The organism is Endozoicomonas gorgoniicola (assembly GCF_025562715.2).
In the GTDB taxonomy this organism is placed as follows: domain Bacteria; phylum Pseudomonadota; class Gammaproteobacteria; order Pseudomonadales; family Endozoicomonadaceae; genus Endozoicomonas_A; species Endozoicomonas_A gorgoniicola.
In genome coordinates this window covers 2,837,120-2,853,448 of the sequence record NZ_JAPFCC010000001.1, presented here as the reverse complement: position 1 = coordinate 2,853,448, position 16,329 = coordinate 2,837,120, and the positions used below count along the sequence as shown (strand labels likewise).

Genomic DNA, 16,329 nt, shown 5'->3' with positions numbered 1-16,329 from the left:
TCAAAGGATTTCCAGAACAGACTCCGGTGGTCTGCCAATTCGCGCCTGCCCTTTATTGACAACAATCGGGCGCTCAATGAGCCTGGGGTGCTTCAGCATTGCCTGAATCAGCTCTTTGTCATTCAGCTGCGGGTTCTTCAGATTATTATCTTTGTACTCCTGTTCCCCTTTTCGCAGCAGTTCTCTGGCTGTCAGACCCAGCTGTTTTAACAGTATTTTCAGGGTAGCTTCGTCAGGAGGCGTTTCCAGATACAGAATGATGTCCGGATTGATGCCCTGTTCTTCCAGCAGTGCCAGTGTTTGCCGGGATTTTGAACAGCGTGGGTTGTGATAGAGGGTGACAGCCATACAGGTTTCCTCGTTTGTGCTCTTTTTCTTGTTCAGGCAAAGATGCTAAACCCGATTGTGGTTCTGCACAACCGTTTAAGGCATAGTCCCAAAATAACTTCCGTAATTCCGTCATTCCCACGAAGGTGGGAATCCACCACGACCAGTGGATCCCCGCCTGCGCGGGGATGACGTTGGGATGTTCTACGTTGCTACTCCCCTTAAGACGCTCTTTACTGAGCAAATGTTATGTAATTTGTCACCCTTGAACTGGAGAGTACTTATAAGACGGAATATGCTTCTGCTTCGGTCACAAACAGAATAGGAAATCACTATGTTAAGCAGCAGGCATTGGTTATTAGGGTGTTTTGTCTTATTACTGGCGGGCTGTGCCAGCCAGAGAGTTGACTGGGATTATGATACATCGGCCAGGGTTCAGCAGCAGATGAGTAGCTGGAAAAACTATGCCTGGCTGACGGTCGATAAAGATCAGTCGTCGGCTTATCATCTGGATGGCCTGCAGGATCGCAGGGTGCGTGCTGCCGTGAACCGTGATCTGCAAGCCAAAGGTTTCAGGCTGGTGGATGAGTCTGACGCGGATTTTCTGGTCAATTATCTCACTAAAACCAAAACCCGCCGGGAAGAGAACCATGTTTCTACCTCGCTGGGATACGGCATTAACAGCTGGGGGGTGGGGTTGCAGTCAGAAACTCGTGTGAGAGATTACGAGGAAGGTTCGCTGATGGTCGATTTTATTGACCCTGCCAGTAAAGAGCTGGTCTGGCGTGGACGCTCCCAGGCTCGAATTCCTGACCTTTCGACACCGGAAAAACGCACTCAGCAGATTAATAATGCAGTCGATGCGATCCTTAAAGGCTTTCCGCCAGCCTCCGGTAGCTGATATCCTGACTGAATAAAGGAGTAGAGGTAGACAATTACCTTTTCTCCTTATGTGCTGAGGAGCAGCTCATGGTCAGGCCCGATATTTCCCTGCGTTCCATCAAACAACTGTTGTTGTTTATTAAGTCCACGGTTGAACGATTTGTTCAGAACGGCTGCATGGACAGTGCGGCTGCCCTTACCTATACCACGCTTTTTGCCGTGGTGCCTTTGATGACCGTGACTTACAGCCTGCTGTCTGCTATTCCCAGCTTTCAGGGTATTGGCGAAACGGTACAGTCTTTTATCTTCCATAATTTTGTACCAACGGCGGGTGAAACCGTAAAAACGTATCTGGTCAGTTTTTCCCAGCAGGCGCGCAAACTGACTGCGGTCGGTGTAGTGTTTTTGATTGTGACTGCCTTTATGATGCTGAAAACGGTAGACAAAGCCATTAATAAAGTCTGGCAGGTGGACAAGGTACGTCGTGGTGTTTCCGGCTTTTTGCTGTATTGGGCTATTTTGAGCCTTGGCCCTTTTTTGATTGGTCTGGGTTTTGTTCTGACGTCTTATCTGGCTTCGCTGAAATTTATTTCTGATACGACGGCTTTTTTCGGTGCAGAATCTGCGTTGTTGCGATTGATGCCGGTGTTGCTCAGTACCATGGTGTTAACTCTGCTCTATGCGGCGGTGCCTAACCGCAAGGTACCTTTTCGGTATGCTTTAACAGGAGCGGTGGTCATCGCTACGGTGCTTGAAGTTGCCAAAGGTGTATTTGCACAATTTATTGCTCAGACGCCGACGTATGAACTGGTGTATGGCGCCTTTGCTGCGGTTCCTGTTTTTCTGGTCTGGATTTACCTGAGCTGGAACCTTGTTCTGTTCGGTGCAGTCATGGTGCGTAACCTGACGATGTCGGTAGGCCAGCAAAAGGATGAACACTGGCCGCCCCTGCTGGGGCTTCTGGTAATGTTGTCCATGTTCCGGAAACAGTTTTGTCAGGGTAAAACGGTCAGCTATAAACTGTTCCAGAATGAGTGGCCTCTCTCCCTGGAAGACTGGGAACGCTATATCGTTCTGTTGCAGGAGCAGGGGGTAATCTGTAAAAGTCATCAGGGGGAACTGGTGCTGGTGCAGGATTTACGACAGATGCAGCTTGCTTCGTTCTGTCAGCAACAGCCCTGGCCCATGCCTGATGCTCGCGCTCTGGCGAGCATCACCCGGGAGGGGCGTCCGCAGTGGTTTTCAGGATTGATTGACCGGCTCCTGCATGTGAATGAAATCAGGGCAGCTGCGCTTGCTATTAATCTTGATGAGCTTTACCAGTGCAGTTCTTACGATAATAAACCTGAACAAACGTAAGGTCAGGCTGGGCTGTCAACAGCCAGCCACCTGTCAAATAAAGCCATTCGCTGGAGATAAACTATAGTTAGAAGCCCAGACATGGCTGTGATACTAACAAATGACGATGAGATGTTTAGGCTGGAGCAAGACTCAATACCGGCTTGTATTCATTATTTTATCCCTGCTGACGTTAAATGACCTGGTGTTCGGTGGCTACCTGGGGAAAAATCAGCAGGATGATCCCCAGCAGCTGATTTGCTTTTTACCCACCCGAAGTAACGCCGGCTTAACGGCTCTGGACCAGGTCAGCATTACTCTGTTTTTTAATGCTCCATTTCGTATCCTTTCTGAATTGAACCTTGATACCGGGCTATCCGGGGATGGTTACACTGTTCTTCCCAGGGTGAGCGAAAACAGTGCCAACGTACGTATCGGTTTTACCAACAGACCTGTACCTGTCTGCCTCGCCGTCTCCAGAATAAATAGCGACAGAGAGCCTTTACAGTTCTTACTGGAAAACAGCTATATACGGAGGCTGAACGTACAGCTGGCCTGGTTAGGAGGGGAAGGGTCCTCCCACTCTGGTTCGTCGGGGAGTCAGGGCATCGCGATTCTTCACGTGAATAATACCGGAAGTGTTTCTGCTTCCGAACTCTATATGGCAGGCCTTAATGAGAACAGGTTGACGGTTCGGCGTCTGGCGTCATCGCAGACTCCCGACAGCCGTTTGCAGAACTATTTAAATGGCGTTGCGCCACCGCAGCAGATGCTATTGCTGGAACTGCACACGCGTTACATGGCACGCACGGATTTTGCCGGTGTTGGTGAATATTTATTTCAACACCTGTTGTATGAAGACGGTTTCCGACAAAGTGCCCTGACGGTATTGATGGCTCTTATTAAGTGTCACAAAGAACTGAAACAGATTGTACTGTCTGAAAATCCTGCAGTGAGCCTGGCTGTTTTGTTACAGAGAGTCAGTTCTGTTTCTGGCTCGGGTGACAGGCGAGTAGCTGCCTGGGGACACTTACTGCCTTATCTTGGGAACGTCTCCCAGCAGCAGGGGAATCAGATTCTGGCGCTTTTATCCGGCTCTCTCGATCAAGTTCAGGAAGGCGTTGAAAGAATCGTAGAGGATGAAGACCTGGTCAGCGAGTTAGCAGCCAGCGTGGACCGCAGGTGGGATTATAAGAATCCACGCACTGGCAGGCGTTATCAGCGAATTGACCGGGGGTTTCTGGGTAAAGGAGGAGAGGGAGCGGTTGTTAAGGTAATAGACGACCAGGGTAACGAATGGGCGATGAAGGAGATCAACCTTTTCGCGGGAGGCAGCCTGAAGTCCATTGCCCGGTTACAGTCGATTCTGGATCACAACAAACTGAACAGCGAATACATTGTTAAGCCTGAGTCCCAGTGGTCAGACGGACGCACTATATATCAGGTCATGAAACTCTACCCTGAAGGGGATCTGCAAGATTTGATCGATACCCGTTTCCCCGAAGTCCAGGAGAACCTGCAAACTATTATCAGTGAAGTGGTTTTTTCTGTCGCCCTGGCTCACGCTCAGCAGGTAACACACAGGGACATTAAGCCCTCTAATTACCTGGTGTCTTATGATAAAGAAAAAAAAACTTTTCGTGCACACCTGACTGACCTGGGCTGTATGCGCGAAATGCAGACGCCGAATGATATGACTACATCCATTGTCGGCACAGCAATTATGCTCGGCCAGCATACGAGCAGCGCATTCTATAACCGCCAAAACTACAGCCCAATGGGAATGGACTGGGAGTTACTGGCCATGAGTTTATTTGTAATCGCCACAGGAGAGTACCTCCTGGCTGATGAAGTTCGTAATTTTGCCCCCATCGAAGAAGACCATTCACCAGAGGAGGCGGCCCGTAATTACGAAAAGTTTCAACAACATATGAAATACAGGGATGTTATTTACGGCGCAATCAGCCGCGGGGCGGGGCATCAGCCTGGCATTATCAGCAAAAACCTGAAAAAGCTGTGGGCCAGGAAATACTCGAAGTCAAAATACCAGGTGAAAACCATTCCTGAGCCGGTTCTTAATTTCATTGCAGAACTGCTGGCAATGGATCCGACAAAACCTAAAGAGTTCTTTACTCTGCTTAATATGATGCAGGAACACGACTACTTTCAGCCATTTCTCAAAGCCAGTCGTGAAGCCCAGGTTTTGATCAGACACTATAAGAAAAAAACCGATAATACCTATCAGCAGATACGTGAACGACTCCGGCACAGAATGGATGTTGAGTATGTTGAGCCGGATGGCAACTGCCTCCCTGCTGCCATTGCTGGCGCCATTAATGCTGTCACTGGGAGTGAGAGAACGCACCAGGGTATCCGTGAGGAACTGGTTCGACGGTTCAGGGGCATGGTTCGACTGTTTGATGAGATTCGTAATCACCCTGAGCAGTTTGATTTACCCCGGCACGAGGCCATCCAGCTTTACTCATTGCTGAGGATGGAGTTTGCCAGCCTGACAGGTATTGGCACCGGGCAGATGGATAGCCTGCCTGATAATGGCAGTACAGATCCCAATGGCTGGCTCGAGCCGGGGCTCCTGGCTCTGTTACCGCTGCTGGGTATTGATGTTAACGTTTATGCTCCCCATCATGTGAACGGGCTTGACGAAGCCATGCAGGTATACGACCAGACGTTGTGGCAACAGACTCCGTTGCTGAGCTACTATCTGCAACTTCCGCAGAGTCAGACGTTTGTACCCCCTCCGCCCGAGGTCACCCATACCATTACACTGATACAAAATGGTGCCTATGGAGAGTCCGCTGGTGCTGGGCATTATTATTACGGCGTAGTCCGTGAGGCTCCTACGGAGGCCAATGATTACGACTTCTGTGATATTAACCATAACCAGACAGGACCGAACAGCGGTGCTGGCTGTGTTCGTTATGAATCCCAGTGATAAGTGTCGTGTATCTTGTGGCTCTAATAGAAACCTGATCGTTCGGGCAAGGTTATTCGCCTGCGCTCTATTAGGCGACTGTCTGTTTCTGTTTTTCCGGATCCTGCAGTGGGTCCTGCAGTCATAAAGACAGATCATTGGGTTTTGTAATTGATGCTCAAAAAAGACGAACATGCAATCAGTAGTTTTGACTGCTGTAAGTGCAACCATTCGCCGGTATGATCACAGCACGGCTTTCGTTCTCATGATCGTCCTGTCTCACTATTGTCGTTTCTCACTATCGCCCTTTACGGAGAGCTTTTTTATGGTAGCCATTGGTACCCCGGGGTCTGTTTCTGCAACGAAGGTGTTACTGCTGGGTTCTGGTGAACTCGGAAAAGAGCTTGTTATCGAGTTGCAACGACTTGGGGTGGAAGTGATTGCTGTTGATCGCTATGACAATGCGCCCGCCATGCAGGTGGCTCATCGTCGCTATGTTATCGATATGCTGGATGCTGATGCGCTCAGGACGCTGATTGCTGTGGAGCACCCGGACTATATTGTGCCGGAAATCGAAGCCATTGCTACCGATGTACTGGTGGATATTGAACGTGAAGGTATGGCTACTGTCGTACCCTGTGCGCGCGCAACCCAGCTTACTATGGATCGGGAAGGGATTCGCAGATTGGCTGCGGAAGAGTTGCGACTGCCAACTTCACCATTTTCCTTTGCTGAATCGGAACAGGCACTGCGTGATGCGGTTGAACAAATTGGTTTTCCTTGTGTGGTTAAACCGGTAATGAGTTCTTCCGGGAAAGGCCAGAGTGTACTGAAGTCGAATGGCGATATTACCTCTGCCTGGGATTACGCCGTGGAAGGCGGTCGTGCAGGTAAGACACGGGTCATTGTTGAAGGCTTTGTGGATTTTGATTATGAAATCACCTTGCTGACGGTTCGCTCCCGCCAGGGGACTTACTTTTGTGCACCGATAGGTCATCGCCAGGAAGGGGGAGATTATGTGGAATCCTGGCAACCGCAGAGAATGTCTGATCTGGCATTGCAGCAGGCTGAGTTGGTGGCTGGTGCGATTACCGGTGCGCTTGGCGGGTATGGTGTGTTTGGTGTTGAACTCTTTGTTAAAGGGGATGAAGTCCTGTTTAACGAAGTGTCTCCACGCCCTCACGATACGGGCATGGTGACCCTGATTTCGCAGAACTTCAGTGAATTTGCACTCCATGCCCGTGCTATTCTCGGGTTGCCTGTGAATCATATACATCAATCCAAAGCAGCTGCGTCGGCAGTCATTAAGCCATCTGGCAACTCCTCCCGGATTATGTTCAGCAATTTAGAGGCAGCACTGTCGGAGCCGGAAACCGATTTACGTCTGTTTGGCAAACCGGAAATAAATGGCGCTCGTCGTATGGGGGTTGCCCTGGCGTTGGGGGAGAATACTGAAGATGCCTGTAGAAAAGCCCGTAACATCGCTGCCCATGTTAAAGTAAGCATCGGGTAGAGCCTGTTTCAGTTGAGCAAAAAACCGTGTTCCAGCTGGTAAGGTTCTCCTGCTACACTGGAATCCGGTCTAATGCTCAGGTGACTGCAAATGCTCAGATTTATTTCTCCGGTGACTATGCCTCTGCTGGTGGTTCTGGTGGCACTGCTGTCCTCCTGTAGTCAGCCTGAATTTACAGACAGTGTCGGTAAAAGGATCAGTCTCAGTGATGGGCAGGGACGCTGGTTGGCACTGAATGTCTGGGCAGAGTGGTGTGACCCCTGTCGGGAAGAAATACCGGAGCTGAACGCCGTTTATTTGTCAGACGCCATCCGGGTTCTGGGTTACGACTTTGACAACAGTCAGGGGGCTGAGCTGGATAACAAAATCGCCAAACTCGACATTGGTTTTCCCGTGTTGACCAGTAGTCCGCTCGAGCGCCTGAAAACTCAGACACCACAGGTTTTACCCGCCACCTTTATTGTTAGTCCTCAGGGTGAGCTGGTTGAAACCTTGTATGGTCCCCAGACACAAAATACTATTGAGCAGGCAATTCGCAAACAACAGAAAAAGGTGACAGCGGATGGCTAAAGTTTGTAAACGTGCGCTGGTTAAAGGCAGGGTTCAGGGAGTCTGGTACCGTGGTTCAACCCAGCGAAAGGCTCAGGAACTGGGAATTTCTGGTTGGGCAAAAAATCTGGCTGATGGGCGGGTAGAAGTTCTGATGTGTGGTGAGGAATCCGCGCTGTCAGAACTGGCAGACTGGCTTCACGAAGGACCTCCGATGGCTCAGGTCGAGTCAGTGAACGTATCGGATGAGCCCTGGCAGGCGTTTGAAACCTTTACGACCGGATAGGCCACGCGTTAGTCATTTTTCCAATGCTTCGTCCAGTTTTTGTAAACTCTTTCCGGGTACCAGGTTTGACCAGGGCTGCCATTGTAACGTGCCAGAGCCCGGGTAAGGTTGCCAGACTCCCGCTCCAGATAGTGACTTAAAATAGCACTGCCATAGCGGAGGTTGGTTTCGATATCCGTCAAGTTATCATCCGGACGACCAATCACACTTTTCCAGAAAGGCATAACCTGCATTAAACCCTGGGCACCAGCGGAAGAAACGGCAAAACGGTCAAAGGACGATTCGGTATGGATAAGTGCCAGAACCAGTTCTGGTGGCAGATTGGTGCGTAATGCTTCCCTATGAACTATCTGTAAAAGCTGGATTCGTTGTTCGGGGTCTTCAATAAAGGGGCGCATACGCTGGGACATATCCAGCAACCAGACTTCCGTTTCGAAATGGTCGGAAAAACCGTCGGCGTGATGCAGGTTGTCCTGCAACGACTGGATAAGCGAAGGGTCATTCCGCTGTTGCGCCCCGGCAAAGGCAGGGAGTAACAGGGCAGTAATAAGCAGGTATCTGGTGAGATGGCTAAGTAATGTCACTAAGGGTCTCGTATTCCTGGTTTGGTGTTACATCAACAGGCAGAGCGTCGTAGCGCGTCGCTTCGTCAGTTACCTGTCTGTAAAGTTTTCGGCGATTTTGTGAGCGGCTTCAGATTTGTCTTCTGTTAATTGTTGATGTGGTAAAAGTCTGTCGCTTTAATTTTTGGCGTCCAGTCGATTGGATTTTTCAGGTTGTGAATGGCCTTGTCGTTGTCTGAGACTCCATAAATGATTAAGTAATTATTTTGTTTAAGGGTTCTTTCAGCAGAGGGGCGTGCCGCCGCTGCAACCCGGCTAGAGCCGGAAGCAGCAGGGCAACGATGAGCAGACTTCTGGTAAGGGTTATCTTAACCCAGTCTGTCTTTAAGCATTTGAGTGATGTCACTGAGAGCCACGTCTTCCCGGTCAGAAGCACTGCGGTATTTATATTCTACCTGACCATTGGACAGCCCGCGATCACTCAGTACGACACGGTGTGGAATGCCAATTAGTTCCATATCAGCAAACTTAACACCCGGACTGGCTTTGCGGTCATCCAGCAGAACGTCATAACCTGCTTCCGTCAGTTCCTTGTAGAGCTTTTCGGCGGCTTCGCGAACGGCTTCAGATTTCTCCATCTTCAGACCGACGATAGCAATCTGGAAAGGTGCAATGCTTTCCGGCCAGATAATGCCACGGTCGTCGTGGTTCTGCTCGATTGCTGCGGCTACCACGCGGGAGACACCCAGACCGTAACAGCCCATGAGCATGGTAACAGCCTTACCATTTTCATCCAGAACCTTGGCGCCCATCGCTTCGGAGTATTTGGTGCCAAGCTGGAAAATGTGTCCTACTTCGATACCGCGCTTCATGATCAGCTTGCCTTTGCCACATGGGCTTCGATCGCCTTCTACCACGTTGCGCAGGTCTTCAACACGGTCAAACCGGGCGTCACGCTCCCAGTTGATGTTGAAGTAGTGCTTGCCTTCGATGTTGGCACCTGCGCCAAAATCGGACATAACGGCAACACTGCGGTCAACAATGCATGGAATATTGATACCAACCGGCCCCAGAGAGCCTGGACCAGCTCCCATGATGTCCCTGATTTCTTCGTCAGTGGCAAAACGCAGTGGTTCGGCAATGTCTGGCAGATGCTCTGCCTTGATTTCATTCAGCTCGTGGTCGCCACGAACCAGCAGGGCAACAAAGTCAGACTCTGCTTCTTCACTGGCGGCAACGATCAGCGTTTTAACGGTTTTTTCAACGGGCAGGTTGAACTGTTCAACCAGGGCTGCGATGGTTTTTGCATCTGGCGTATCAACCAGTTCCATGTCTGCCGCAGGGGCAGCGCGGTCGTGGGCAGGGGCTACGGCTTCAGCCTTTTCAATGTTGGCGGCGTAATTGCTTTCTTCGCAGAAAACGATGGCGTCTTCACCGGATTCAGCCAGTACATGGATTTCGTGGGAAGCGTTACCGCCAATGGAACCGGTGTCTGCCTCTACGGCACGGAAGTTAAGACCCAGACGCTCGAAAATGCGGAAATAGGTGTCGTGCATGTTCTGGTATTCGGCGTTCAGGCACTCCTGATCCTTATGGAAGGAGTACGCGTCTTTCATAATGAACTCACGACCACGCATCAGACCAAAGCGCGGACGGATTTCGTCACGGAACTTGGTTTGAATCTGGTACAGGTTGGCAGGCAACTGCTTGTAGCTGCTGATTTCGTCACGAACCATATCGGTGATGACTTCTTCGTGAGTCGGTCCGATAACGAAGTCACGCTGATGACGATCCTTTAAACGCAGCAGTTCCTGGCCGTACTGTTCCCAGCGACCGGTTTCCTGCCACAGTTCGGCGGGCTGAACCGCTGGCATCAGTACTTCCTGGGCGCCGGAGCGATCCATTTCTTCGCGAACGATTCGCTCGACCTTACGAAGTACTTTCAGACCCATGGGCATCCAGGTGTACAGGCCGGATGCCAGTTTGCGGATCATGCCTGCTCGCAGCATCAGCTGATGGCTGATAACGACGGCATCAGACGGGGTTTCCTTGAGGGTGGCCATCAAGGACTGACTTGTGCGCATGTGTGCGAATATCCTCTTTAACGACGCTGTGAGCCTGTCGGACTTTTCATGTTCGGAAGGCTCCCTGCCAGCAAACTTTCACGGTCACTGGCAGAGCTGTCGACATTCAAAAAGCGGTATTTTACGGTCTGCCGGCGTTTTTTTCATCTTTACCTGCATGAATACGGTTTTCAGCCTGCAACAGGTCAGATATAGTGTGCCGGTTTGTACTGACTTCGGAGCCTGTAATGGAAGAATTTCCGTTGGACCCTCAATTGGAAAAAGACTGCGTAGTACTGGGTGACCTGCCGTTGTGCCGTGTTCTGTTGATGAATGACGCCACCTATCCGTGGTGTATTCTGGTACCTCGTGTAACGGAAATTGAGGAACTGTTTCAACTGGTGGATGAATTGCAGATTCAGATGGCTCTTGAGTCTGGTATCCTGTCCCGCTATATGAACGATCTGTTCGAAGCGGACAAGATGAATGTTGCGGCACTGGGTAACAAGGTGCGACAGCTGCACATGCACCATGTTGTTCGCAAACAGAATGATGCGGCCTGGCCTGAGCCTGTATGGGGCAAGGCGCCAGCCCAACCGTATTCCGACAATGAGCTGGCTGAGATGCGTGAAAAGTTTCAGCCTCTGTTCGCCCGATTTGGTTAAGTGTTCGCCTGAACCGGGAGCTAGTCATGAAAGATGAGTTAATTGAACTGCAGACGCAGATGAGCTTTCAGGAAGATACGGTCGCTCAACTGAATGATGTAGTGACTCGCCAGCAACAGGAAATTGATCAGCTGAAGCTGCAGGTTGAGCAGTTGAAGAAGCAGATGCAGGAAGTGGTTGCGGGTGATGTGGAGGGTGACTCGGACGAAGCGCCGCCTCCGCATTATTAATTTCTTAATAGCCCTTTACAGTACGGGTAAAAAAACACCGGATTAGTCTCCGGTGTTTTTTTACCCGTGTGATTGGCGCTGGTGGGTTAACGGCCTTTGCGGGCAGCAATCACATCTTCAGCCTGCAAGCCCTTGTCTTTATCTACCACTACAAATTCGACTCGCTGGCCTTCGGACAGTGTACGATGGCCTTCTCCCCGAATAGCGCGATAGTGAACAAACACGTCGTCGCCCTGGTCACGGGTAATGAAACCAAACCCTTTGGTGACATTAAACCATTTTACGGTACCGGTTTCCCGGTCAGTATCCTGGTGTTCCATTGGGCTGACCGGATTAAAAGACTTCAGGTTAATCAGTACATGCAGTGCGACCCCGACACAGATCAGCATGACGATCAAAGGCATAGTGACCAGTGTTTGCCCAAAAATCGCCAGAGCAGGCAGAACGGATGCTGCAATCAGCACCAGCGCTGACAGCAGCTGGACCACTTTCAGTTTGCAGCGATAAACGGTCAGATAGCTTCCCAGACAAAAGTGAATCAGAGTCGCTATCAATAACAGGAAAACCGGCGTGGAAGCGGGCAGCATCTGGTGGATGGCAGCAGCAATGAGTCGACCGTCAATCACCAGAACAATCAGTCCCAGAAGTCCGGCCAGGGCATGGATAAATTTGAGATGTTTCAAGGCAGTTCCCTTTTTATATCAGGCGGGTGACATAAACCATGAATCCGCCTGCAAGTTGTTATAGTTAAAAACTGAAAATATTGGATTGAACCTCTCTGGTAACATCAGGATTAAGTGACTGATTCCAGATAACAGGTAATCCATGCAGCTAAACAACGACTTTATTTTTTAATCAGCCTGAAAAGCAACCAGGCTGCTTCTCATTTTTTTGTACCTTTCTATCTGCACAAACAGAGCAAAAGAAAGTACATGGAAAGCTCAGACTCAAAGACTGATTATTACACCTTTTTTCGTTAATGTAACCTGATACGTTTTTGACCTCAATGGCTTTGTACGCCTTGGCAGGCTTGACTTTTATGTCATAAATAATTGTTGAAAAAATGCTCGCAGATAAAAAATACTGTTGGTATAGTGGATTTAGATGTCCTGAAAGCATCAAAACACTGGTATTTAAGGCTTTCAGAGAAAAGAGGAGTGATCCGAAGTGCATTTACAGGTGTTTTTGGTTCTCCTCAGGAAGCACATCAGCCTGGTGTAGTGGCAGATAATAAACTGCAGCGAAATGCCGCAGTGTTTGTACAGGGATAACCATCAGGAGACTAACAGCATGACAGGTAAAAAAGCCTCAGCTATCAAGGATCGATACAGCAAAACCCAGATTATCGCTGAAATTGCTGACAATACGGGGCTGACCAGGAAAGAAGTCGGAGCCGTTTTTGAGGAACTCAGTGACCTCGTTGAGCGTCATGTTAAAAAACGGGGGTGTGGAGAGTTTACTCTTCCCGGACTGTTGAAAATTGTTACCAAGAAAAAACCCGCCCAGAAAGCCCGTAAGGGTGTTCCTAATCCTTTCCGGCCGGGTGAGCTTATGGATGTGCCAGCTAAACCAGCCACCACGCAGGTTAAGGTTCGGCCATTAAAGAAGCTCAAGGAGTACGCCCTGGCTTAGTTTGTCTGCTCAGGTAAACAAAAAACAAAAGGGAGGCATTTGGCCTCCCTTCTTTTTTGGTTCGTTTTACTTCATGATCATTTTTACTTCATAAGGTGGCACCCGAAGGTGCCGGTTGTCATTTTAGCAATGACGACAAGGGATTTAGAAAACGGCAACGTTGTACTTCAGGATGACACGGGTGTCACTTGTGACGGTGTCTTTATGACCATCATTTTCTTTGGTGTTTTTGGCGTAGCGGAGTTGGGCGCTGAGACCTTCAACTTGCGGGAAAGCATATTTCAGTCTGAAGTTATATTCTTTTTCGTCCTGCTTATTACCTGCGCTGTTTTTGAAGTCGGAGGTGACGTAGATGGCATCTGCACTTAGACCGTCGACAATACCTGCAAAATCATAACCTGCGCTTAAGCCGATTGCTTTTTGAGCTCTTGCGTTAAAGTCGCTGTACTGAATGGAGTTATAGCCAAAATATCCGGTATCATCATTACCATCCATGGCCTCACCTCCCCAGTTATTGTTGAATTTTCCAAGGTCGGAATCTTCAACTTTGGTATAAGCTAAACCAAATGTTGCTTGTTGGATACTGGCATCTACTTTAATGCCCCAGGCGTTAATGCTGTCGTCACTGTAGCCATTACTTACATGCTTATCCTTGGCGTATCCAATGTTTGAGTATTTGGCATACTGAGCAGCGAACCCTAATCCCATACCGCTAATGTCCGTGGCATAGGTTACTTCAGTCAGGTATTTTTTGGCAAAATCATCCTGGGTTGCGTAGTCGGCACTCAAGCCAAGACCATTGCCAAAGTCATAAGAGGCTCCGATCGCTTTCACAGGCTCTTTATTGTCCGCTTTCTTTTTATCCTCGGCCATGTAGTCAACAAAGCCAGATTTTGTTTTTGCGTTAGCTTTGGTTGCCCATACTACATGAGTCTTGAGTCCTTCATAGGCAAAGTCACCATAGAAAGCTTCGCTCATGCTCGGCAATGCGCGGCTGTCTGAATCGTTAATCAGAGGAGTGTCCAGTTGCATGCGACCGTACTTTAGTACACCCATATCCATCAGGTTGAACTTGATGGCATAGCCGGTTTTGCCGTAACTGCTGGAGTCGCCTTTAGCATCAACTGGAAGAACGCCGGGGTTTGTGTAGCCATCTACGTTGGATGCGCCGAGCTTAAGGGCGTAGTAAGCATTGATGTCGATGCCAACAATATTTTCGAAGTAGCCGGATGAAAAGTCAGCCCTGATAGCCTGAGCCCATTGCGAGCTTCTTTCGTCATAATCTTTACTGTTTTTGTGGCCTTCTTTAGCACGATCATGGAAATGAGTGCGTAATTCGATATTCAGACTGGAATCGTCAACAAAAGAGTTGGCCTGGGCAGTTGTAGCCAGCATGATGGCGGCACTGAGTGCGCTCAGTTGTGTGAGTTTCATTAAGTTTTTCCTTGCTGTGTTTATTTTATTTGTGACCCTGACTCCTTCATCCTTTTATACAGCTCTTGGACGAAGTACATCGAATCTCCCCATAGGGTCATCGAAGATTTTCTACAACCGCAGTTCAAATTGCAACCGGCAGATGTAAAAAATATCAGAGACGTTTAATAACAGGGTCGTGACCCGGATTAAATCTATAAGGTTGTCAGGCGTTTATGCCCGGGAGCAGTATTAGAAAACACTGAGAGTGTAGTCTACGAATACTCTTAAATCCGTTTTACCTTCATATCGATAGTCTTTTTTATCTTCATTTTTCATCTCGCTCAGCTCTTTATCTCCTTCATACTGTGCGTAGAGCACAGTGACGCTCAGGCCCTTCAAAGCTTTTTGCTGGAAGGCATAGCCCAGCTGTAGGTTGTGTTCTTTTTCTTTGTATTTATCGGTGTAGTCAGGCTTGTTGGTAGCTTCTATATCGTTACCTGCTGTGTAGGTGTAACCCATGGATAAGCCGGGCAAGCCCAGATTGTCGAAAGCATAGGAGACACCCGCCTGCCAGACGGATTCGCCATTGTGATTAAAGGCGGAAATCTGACGTTTGGTTCGAAAGCCTATTTCATCGTAATCACGACCAGAGTCGTAGGCCAGATGAAAATCAAACTCGCCGAGAGCGCCATTCTTTTTCGCTTCTACCTGACTGTAAGAGGCCATAAATGACAGCATGTCGAAGGTCAGTCTGGCGTTTAAGTTATAAAGGTTGGCGTCTTTGTCAAAACCTCCAAACGTTTTATCGTCGGATTTCCATTTGTTGCCGTTTTCTTCACCCTTGTAATACTGCCCTTCCAGAAGGAGGGAGGTCTGGTCATCCAACAGAAAGGTGTAATTTAAGTTGGCGTGATACAGCTTCAGGTAGGACTCACTTTCGGCATAGGCCAGATCAGATCCCAGTCCTGACTCATGGTTATACGACCCGCCCATGGTGTAGATGTGGTCAATGGCTTCGAATTTTTTGTCACGTCCTTCCCTGCCTGGTTTTAAACCGGTGAATTTTTCCATTTTGTCATGGTTGTAAATGGAAACTCTGTCGGTCCACGCGCCGTAAAACTCAAAATCGCCTACTTCTGCCTCTGCCATTGCTCCCTGAAAGCGTGTCGGGGTCAAACGGTAGTAGGTATTTAGCAGAGGTTTTTCAATGGGAATCCAGCCGGCTTTCCCTTTAATGTTCATTCTCTTCTGACCAGCCATACCTTTAAGGTAAATCTGCCCCAGCCTGGTGTAGCTGTCCTGCCTGGAGGTGAAGAGCCCTTTGTATTCATTAAAAACGAGTGGCTCCTCTTTTAATATTGTTGTCCCATATTCGTTTTTATTACCAATCAGCTTTAAACCGCCATAAAGCGACGCATCGAAGCCTATTGCAGCGCTATTGCTTCCCAGCCAGGCTGATTCGAAATTGATTTCCAGCCCCTGACCCCAGCCCCGTTGTTTGTTATGGGTTTTAACTTTGCGAAGCGAGTGGTCAGGTGATTCTTCGTAGTAGTATTTGCTGAAGTCTCTAAGCTGACGATCCTGGTAATAATTACGCAGTTTCAGGGATAAATGATGGTCGTTGTTTTCAGGCTCGTAGAGATCATCTGCAGCCTGTAAAGGGCGTGCGCATAATGAGCTCAAGGCAGTCAAAAGAACTACGGTACTTGTCGCACATGAAACGGCAAGTTTCATTGAGAAGTGCTCCTGAGATAGAGCGGGCGCTTCATTATTTTTGATTAAGCTTATCGCCGCCCGTGTGTTAGTGATTTTGGCATCTGAGTAGTTCAGTAAAACAGTGATCTGTTTTTTTGCAAATTACGATAAATAATAAAAAAATAATTTTTTGTTTCTTTTTATTTTTATGCGTCGGACTAATGGCTAAACCTCTATA

15 protein-coding genes are annotated in these 16,329 nt (G+C 48.8%); 9 read left to right on the top strand and 6 right to left on the bottom strand.

The annotated features are described in order from the left end of the window. On the bottom strand, positions 1 to 348 hold the full coding sequence (gene arsC / locus NX722_RS13060; protein WP_262568358.1) for an arsenate reductase (glutaredoxin): 348 nt from the start codon (positions 346 to 348) through the stop codon (positions 1 to 3). Positions 349 to 661: 313 nt separating this feature from the next. On the opposite strand from arsC, the gene NX722_RS13055 reads away from it, so the two are divergent. The 6 genes from NX722_RS13055 (at position 662) to NX722_RS13030 (ending at position 7,827) form a co-directional block, all read left to right on the top strand. Next, positions 662 to 1,228, top strand: coding sequence for a DUF4136 domain-containing protein (locus NX722_RS13055; RefSeq protein WP_262568357.1), 567 nt, complete (start codon positions 662 to 664; stop codon positions 1,226 to 1,228). A 68-nt stretch (positions 1,229 to 1,296) separates the two neighbouring features. Further along, entirely contained in the window at positions 1,297 to 2,568 is a 1,272-nt protein-coding gene (locus NX722_RS13050; protein WP_262568356.1) for a YihY family inner membrane protein, read from the top strand. Positions 2,569 to 2,668: 100 nt separating this feature from the next. Beyond that, entirely contained in the window at positions 2,669 to 5,500 is a 2,832-nt protein-coding gene (locus NX722_RS13045) for a protein kinase family protein (RefSeq protein WP_262568355.1), read from the top strand. A gap of 304 nt (positions 5,501 to 5,804) precedes the next feature. Further along, positions 5,805 to 6,992 (top strand): formate-dependent phosphoribosylglycinamide formyltransferase, encoded by a 1,188-nt coding sequence (purT, locus tag NX722_RS13040; RefSeq protein WP_262568665.1) that lies wholly within the window; start codon positions 5,805 to 5,807, stop codon positions 6,990 to 6,992. A 90-nt stretch (positions 6,993 to 7,082) separates the two neighbouring features. Then, a complete protein-coding gene (locus tag NX722_RS13035) occupies positions 7,083 to 7,562 on the top strand; it encodes a TlpA family protein disulfide reductase (protein ID WP_262568354.1) in 480 nt (159 codons plus the stop codon). After that, a complete protein-coding gene (locus NX722_RS13030; RefSeq protein WP_262568353.1) occupies positions 7,555 to 7,827 on the top strand; it encodes an acylphosphatase in 273 nt (90 codons plus the stop codon). The genes NX722_RS13035 and NX722_RS13030 overlap by 8 nt, the downstream gene beginning before the upstream one ends. An 8-nt stretch (positions 7,828 to 7,835) precedes the next feature. Here NX722_RS13030 and NX722_RS13025 read toward each other — a convergent pair whose 3' ends face one another. Next, positions 7,836 to 8,411 (bottom strand): lytic transglycosylase domain-containing protein, encoded by a 576-nt coding sequence (locus NX722_RS13025; protein ID WP_262568352.1) that lies wholly within the window; start codon positions 8,409 to 8,411, stop codon positions 7,836 to 7,838. 347 nt (positions 8,412 to 8,758) lie between these two features. Beyond that, on the bottom strand, positions 8,759 to 10,474 hold the full coding sequence (locus tag NX722_RS13020) for a proline--tRNA ligase (protein ID WP_262568351.1): 1,716 nt from the start codon (positions 10,472 to 10,474) through the stop codon (positions 8,759 to 8,761). Between the two features lie 242 nt (positions 10,475 to 10,716). Here NX722_RS13020 and NX722_RS13015 point away from each other — a divergent pair, with 242 nt between their 5' ends. Both NX722_RS13015 and NX722_RS13010 read left to right on the top strand, forming a co-directional pair. Beyond that, positions 10,717 to 11,118 carry an HIT domain-containing protein gene (locus NX722_RS13015; protein ID WP_456077461.1) on the top strand — a complete coding sequence of 134 codons (402 nt, stop codon included), beginning with the start codon at positions 10,717 to 10,719 and terminating at the stop codon, positions 11,116 to 11,118. A 26-nt stretch (positions 11,119 to 11,144) separates the two neighbouring features. Continuing rightward, positions 11,145 to 11,348 carry a SlyX family protein gene (locus NX722_RS13010; protein ID WP_262568349.1) on the top strand — a complete coding sequence of 68 codons (204 nt, stop codon included), beginning with the start codon at positions 11,145 to 11,147 and terminating at the stop codon, positions 11,346 to 11,348. Between the two features lie 86 nt (positions 11,349 to 11,434). On the opposite strand, the gene NX722_RS28690 is transcribed toward NX722_RS13010, so the two are convergent. After that, positions 11,435 to 12,031, bottom strand: coding sequence for a cold-shock protein (locus NX722_RS28690; protein WP_322740927.1), 597 nt, complete (start codon positions 12,029 to 12,031; stop codon positions 11,435 to 11,437). Positions 12,032 to 12,638: 607 nt separating this feature from the next. On the opposite strand from NX722_RS28690, the gene NX722_RS13000 reads away from it, so the two are divergent. Next, the gene (locus tag NX722_RS13000) at positions 12,639 to 12,980 is read left to right on the top strand and encodes an HU family DNA-binding protein (protein WP_262568348.1); all 342 of its coding nucleotides are present in this window, start codon (positions 12,639 to 12,641) and stop codon (positions 12,978 to 12,980) included. Between the two features lie 144 nt (positions 12,981 to 13,124). Here NX722_RS13000 and NX722_RS12995 read toward each other — a convergent pair whose 3' ends face one another. Beyond that, on the bottom strand, positions 13,125 to 14,414 hold the full coding sequence (locus tag NX722_RS12995) for an OprD family porin (protein ID WP_262568347.1): 1,290 nt from the start codon (positions 14,412 to 14,414) through the stop codon (positions 13,125 to 13,127). Positions 14,415 to 14,645: 231 nt separating this feature from the next. Next, on the bottom strand, positions 14,646 to 16,130 hold the full coding sequence (locus NX722_RS12990; RefSeq protein WP_262568346.1) for an OprD family porin: 1,485 nt from the start codon (positions 16,128 to 16,130) through the stop codon (positions 14,646 to 14,648). Positions 16,131 to 16,329: the final 199 nt, after the last annotated feature.

What these genes read in the sequence shown, in the direction of transcription:
- NX722_RS12990 (WP_262568346.1), bottom strand. Translation starts at nt 16,130, where the DNA reads ATGAAACTTGCCGTTTCATGTGCGACAAGTACCGTAGTTCTTTTGACT.
- NX722_RS13055 (WP_262568357.1), top strand. Translation starts at nt 662, where the DNA reads ATGTTAAGCAGCAGGCATTGGTTATTAGGGTGTTTTGTCTTATTACTG.
- NX722_RS13045 (WP_262568355.1), top strand. Translation starts at nt 2,669, where the DNA reads ATGACGATGAGATGTTTAGGCTGGAGCAAGACTCAATACCGGCTTGTA.
- NX722_RS13010 (WP_262568349.1), top strand. Translation starts at nt 11,145, where the DNA reads ATGAAAGATGAGTTAATTGAACTGCAGACGCAGATGAGCTTTCAGGAA.
- NX722_RS12995 (WP_262568347.1), bottom strand. Translation starts at nt 14,414, where the DNA reads ATGAAACTCACACAACTGAGCGCACTCAGTGCCGCCATCATGCTGGCT.
- arsC (WP_262568358.1), bottom strand. Translation starts at nt 348, where the DNA reads ATGGCTGTCACCCTCTATCACAACCCACGCTGTTCAAAATCCCGGCAA.
- NX722_RS13000 (WP_262568348.1), top strand. Translation starts at nt 12,639, where the DNA reads ATGACAGGTAAAAAAGCCTCAGCTATCAAGGATCGATACAGCAAAACC.
- purT (WP_262568665.1), top strand. Translation starts at nt 5,805, where the DNA reads ATGGTAGCCATTGGTACCCCGGGGTCTGTTTCTGCAACGAAGGTGTTA.
- NX722_RS13030 (WP_262568353.1), top strand. Translation starts at nt 7,555, where the DNA reads ATGGCTAAAGTTTGTAAACGTGCGCTGGTTAAAGGCAGGGTTCAGGGA.
- NX722_RS13020 (WP_262568351.1), bottom strand. Translation starts at nt 10,474, where the DNA reads ATGCGCACAAGTCAGTCCTTGATGGCCACCCTCAAGGAAACCCCGTCT.
- NX722_RS13050 (WP_262568356.1), top strand. Translation starts at nt 1,297, where the DNA reads ATGGTCAGGCCCGATATTTCCCTGCGTTCCATCAAACAACTGTTGTTG.
- NX722_RS13035 (WP_262568354.1), top strand. Translation starts at nt 7,083, where the DNA reads ATGCTCAGATTTATTTCTCCGGTGACTATGCCTCTGCTGGTGGTTCTG.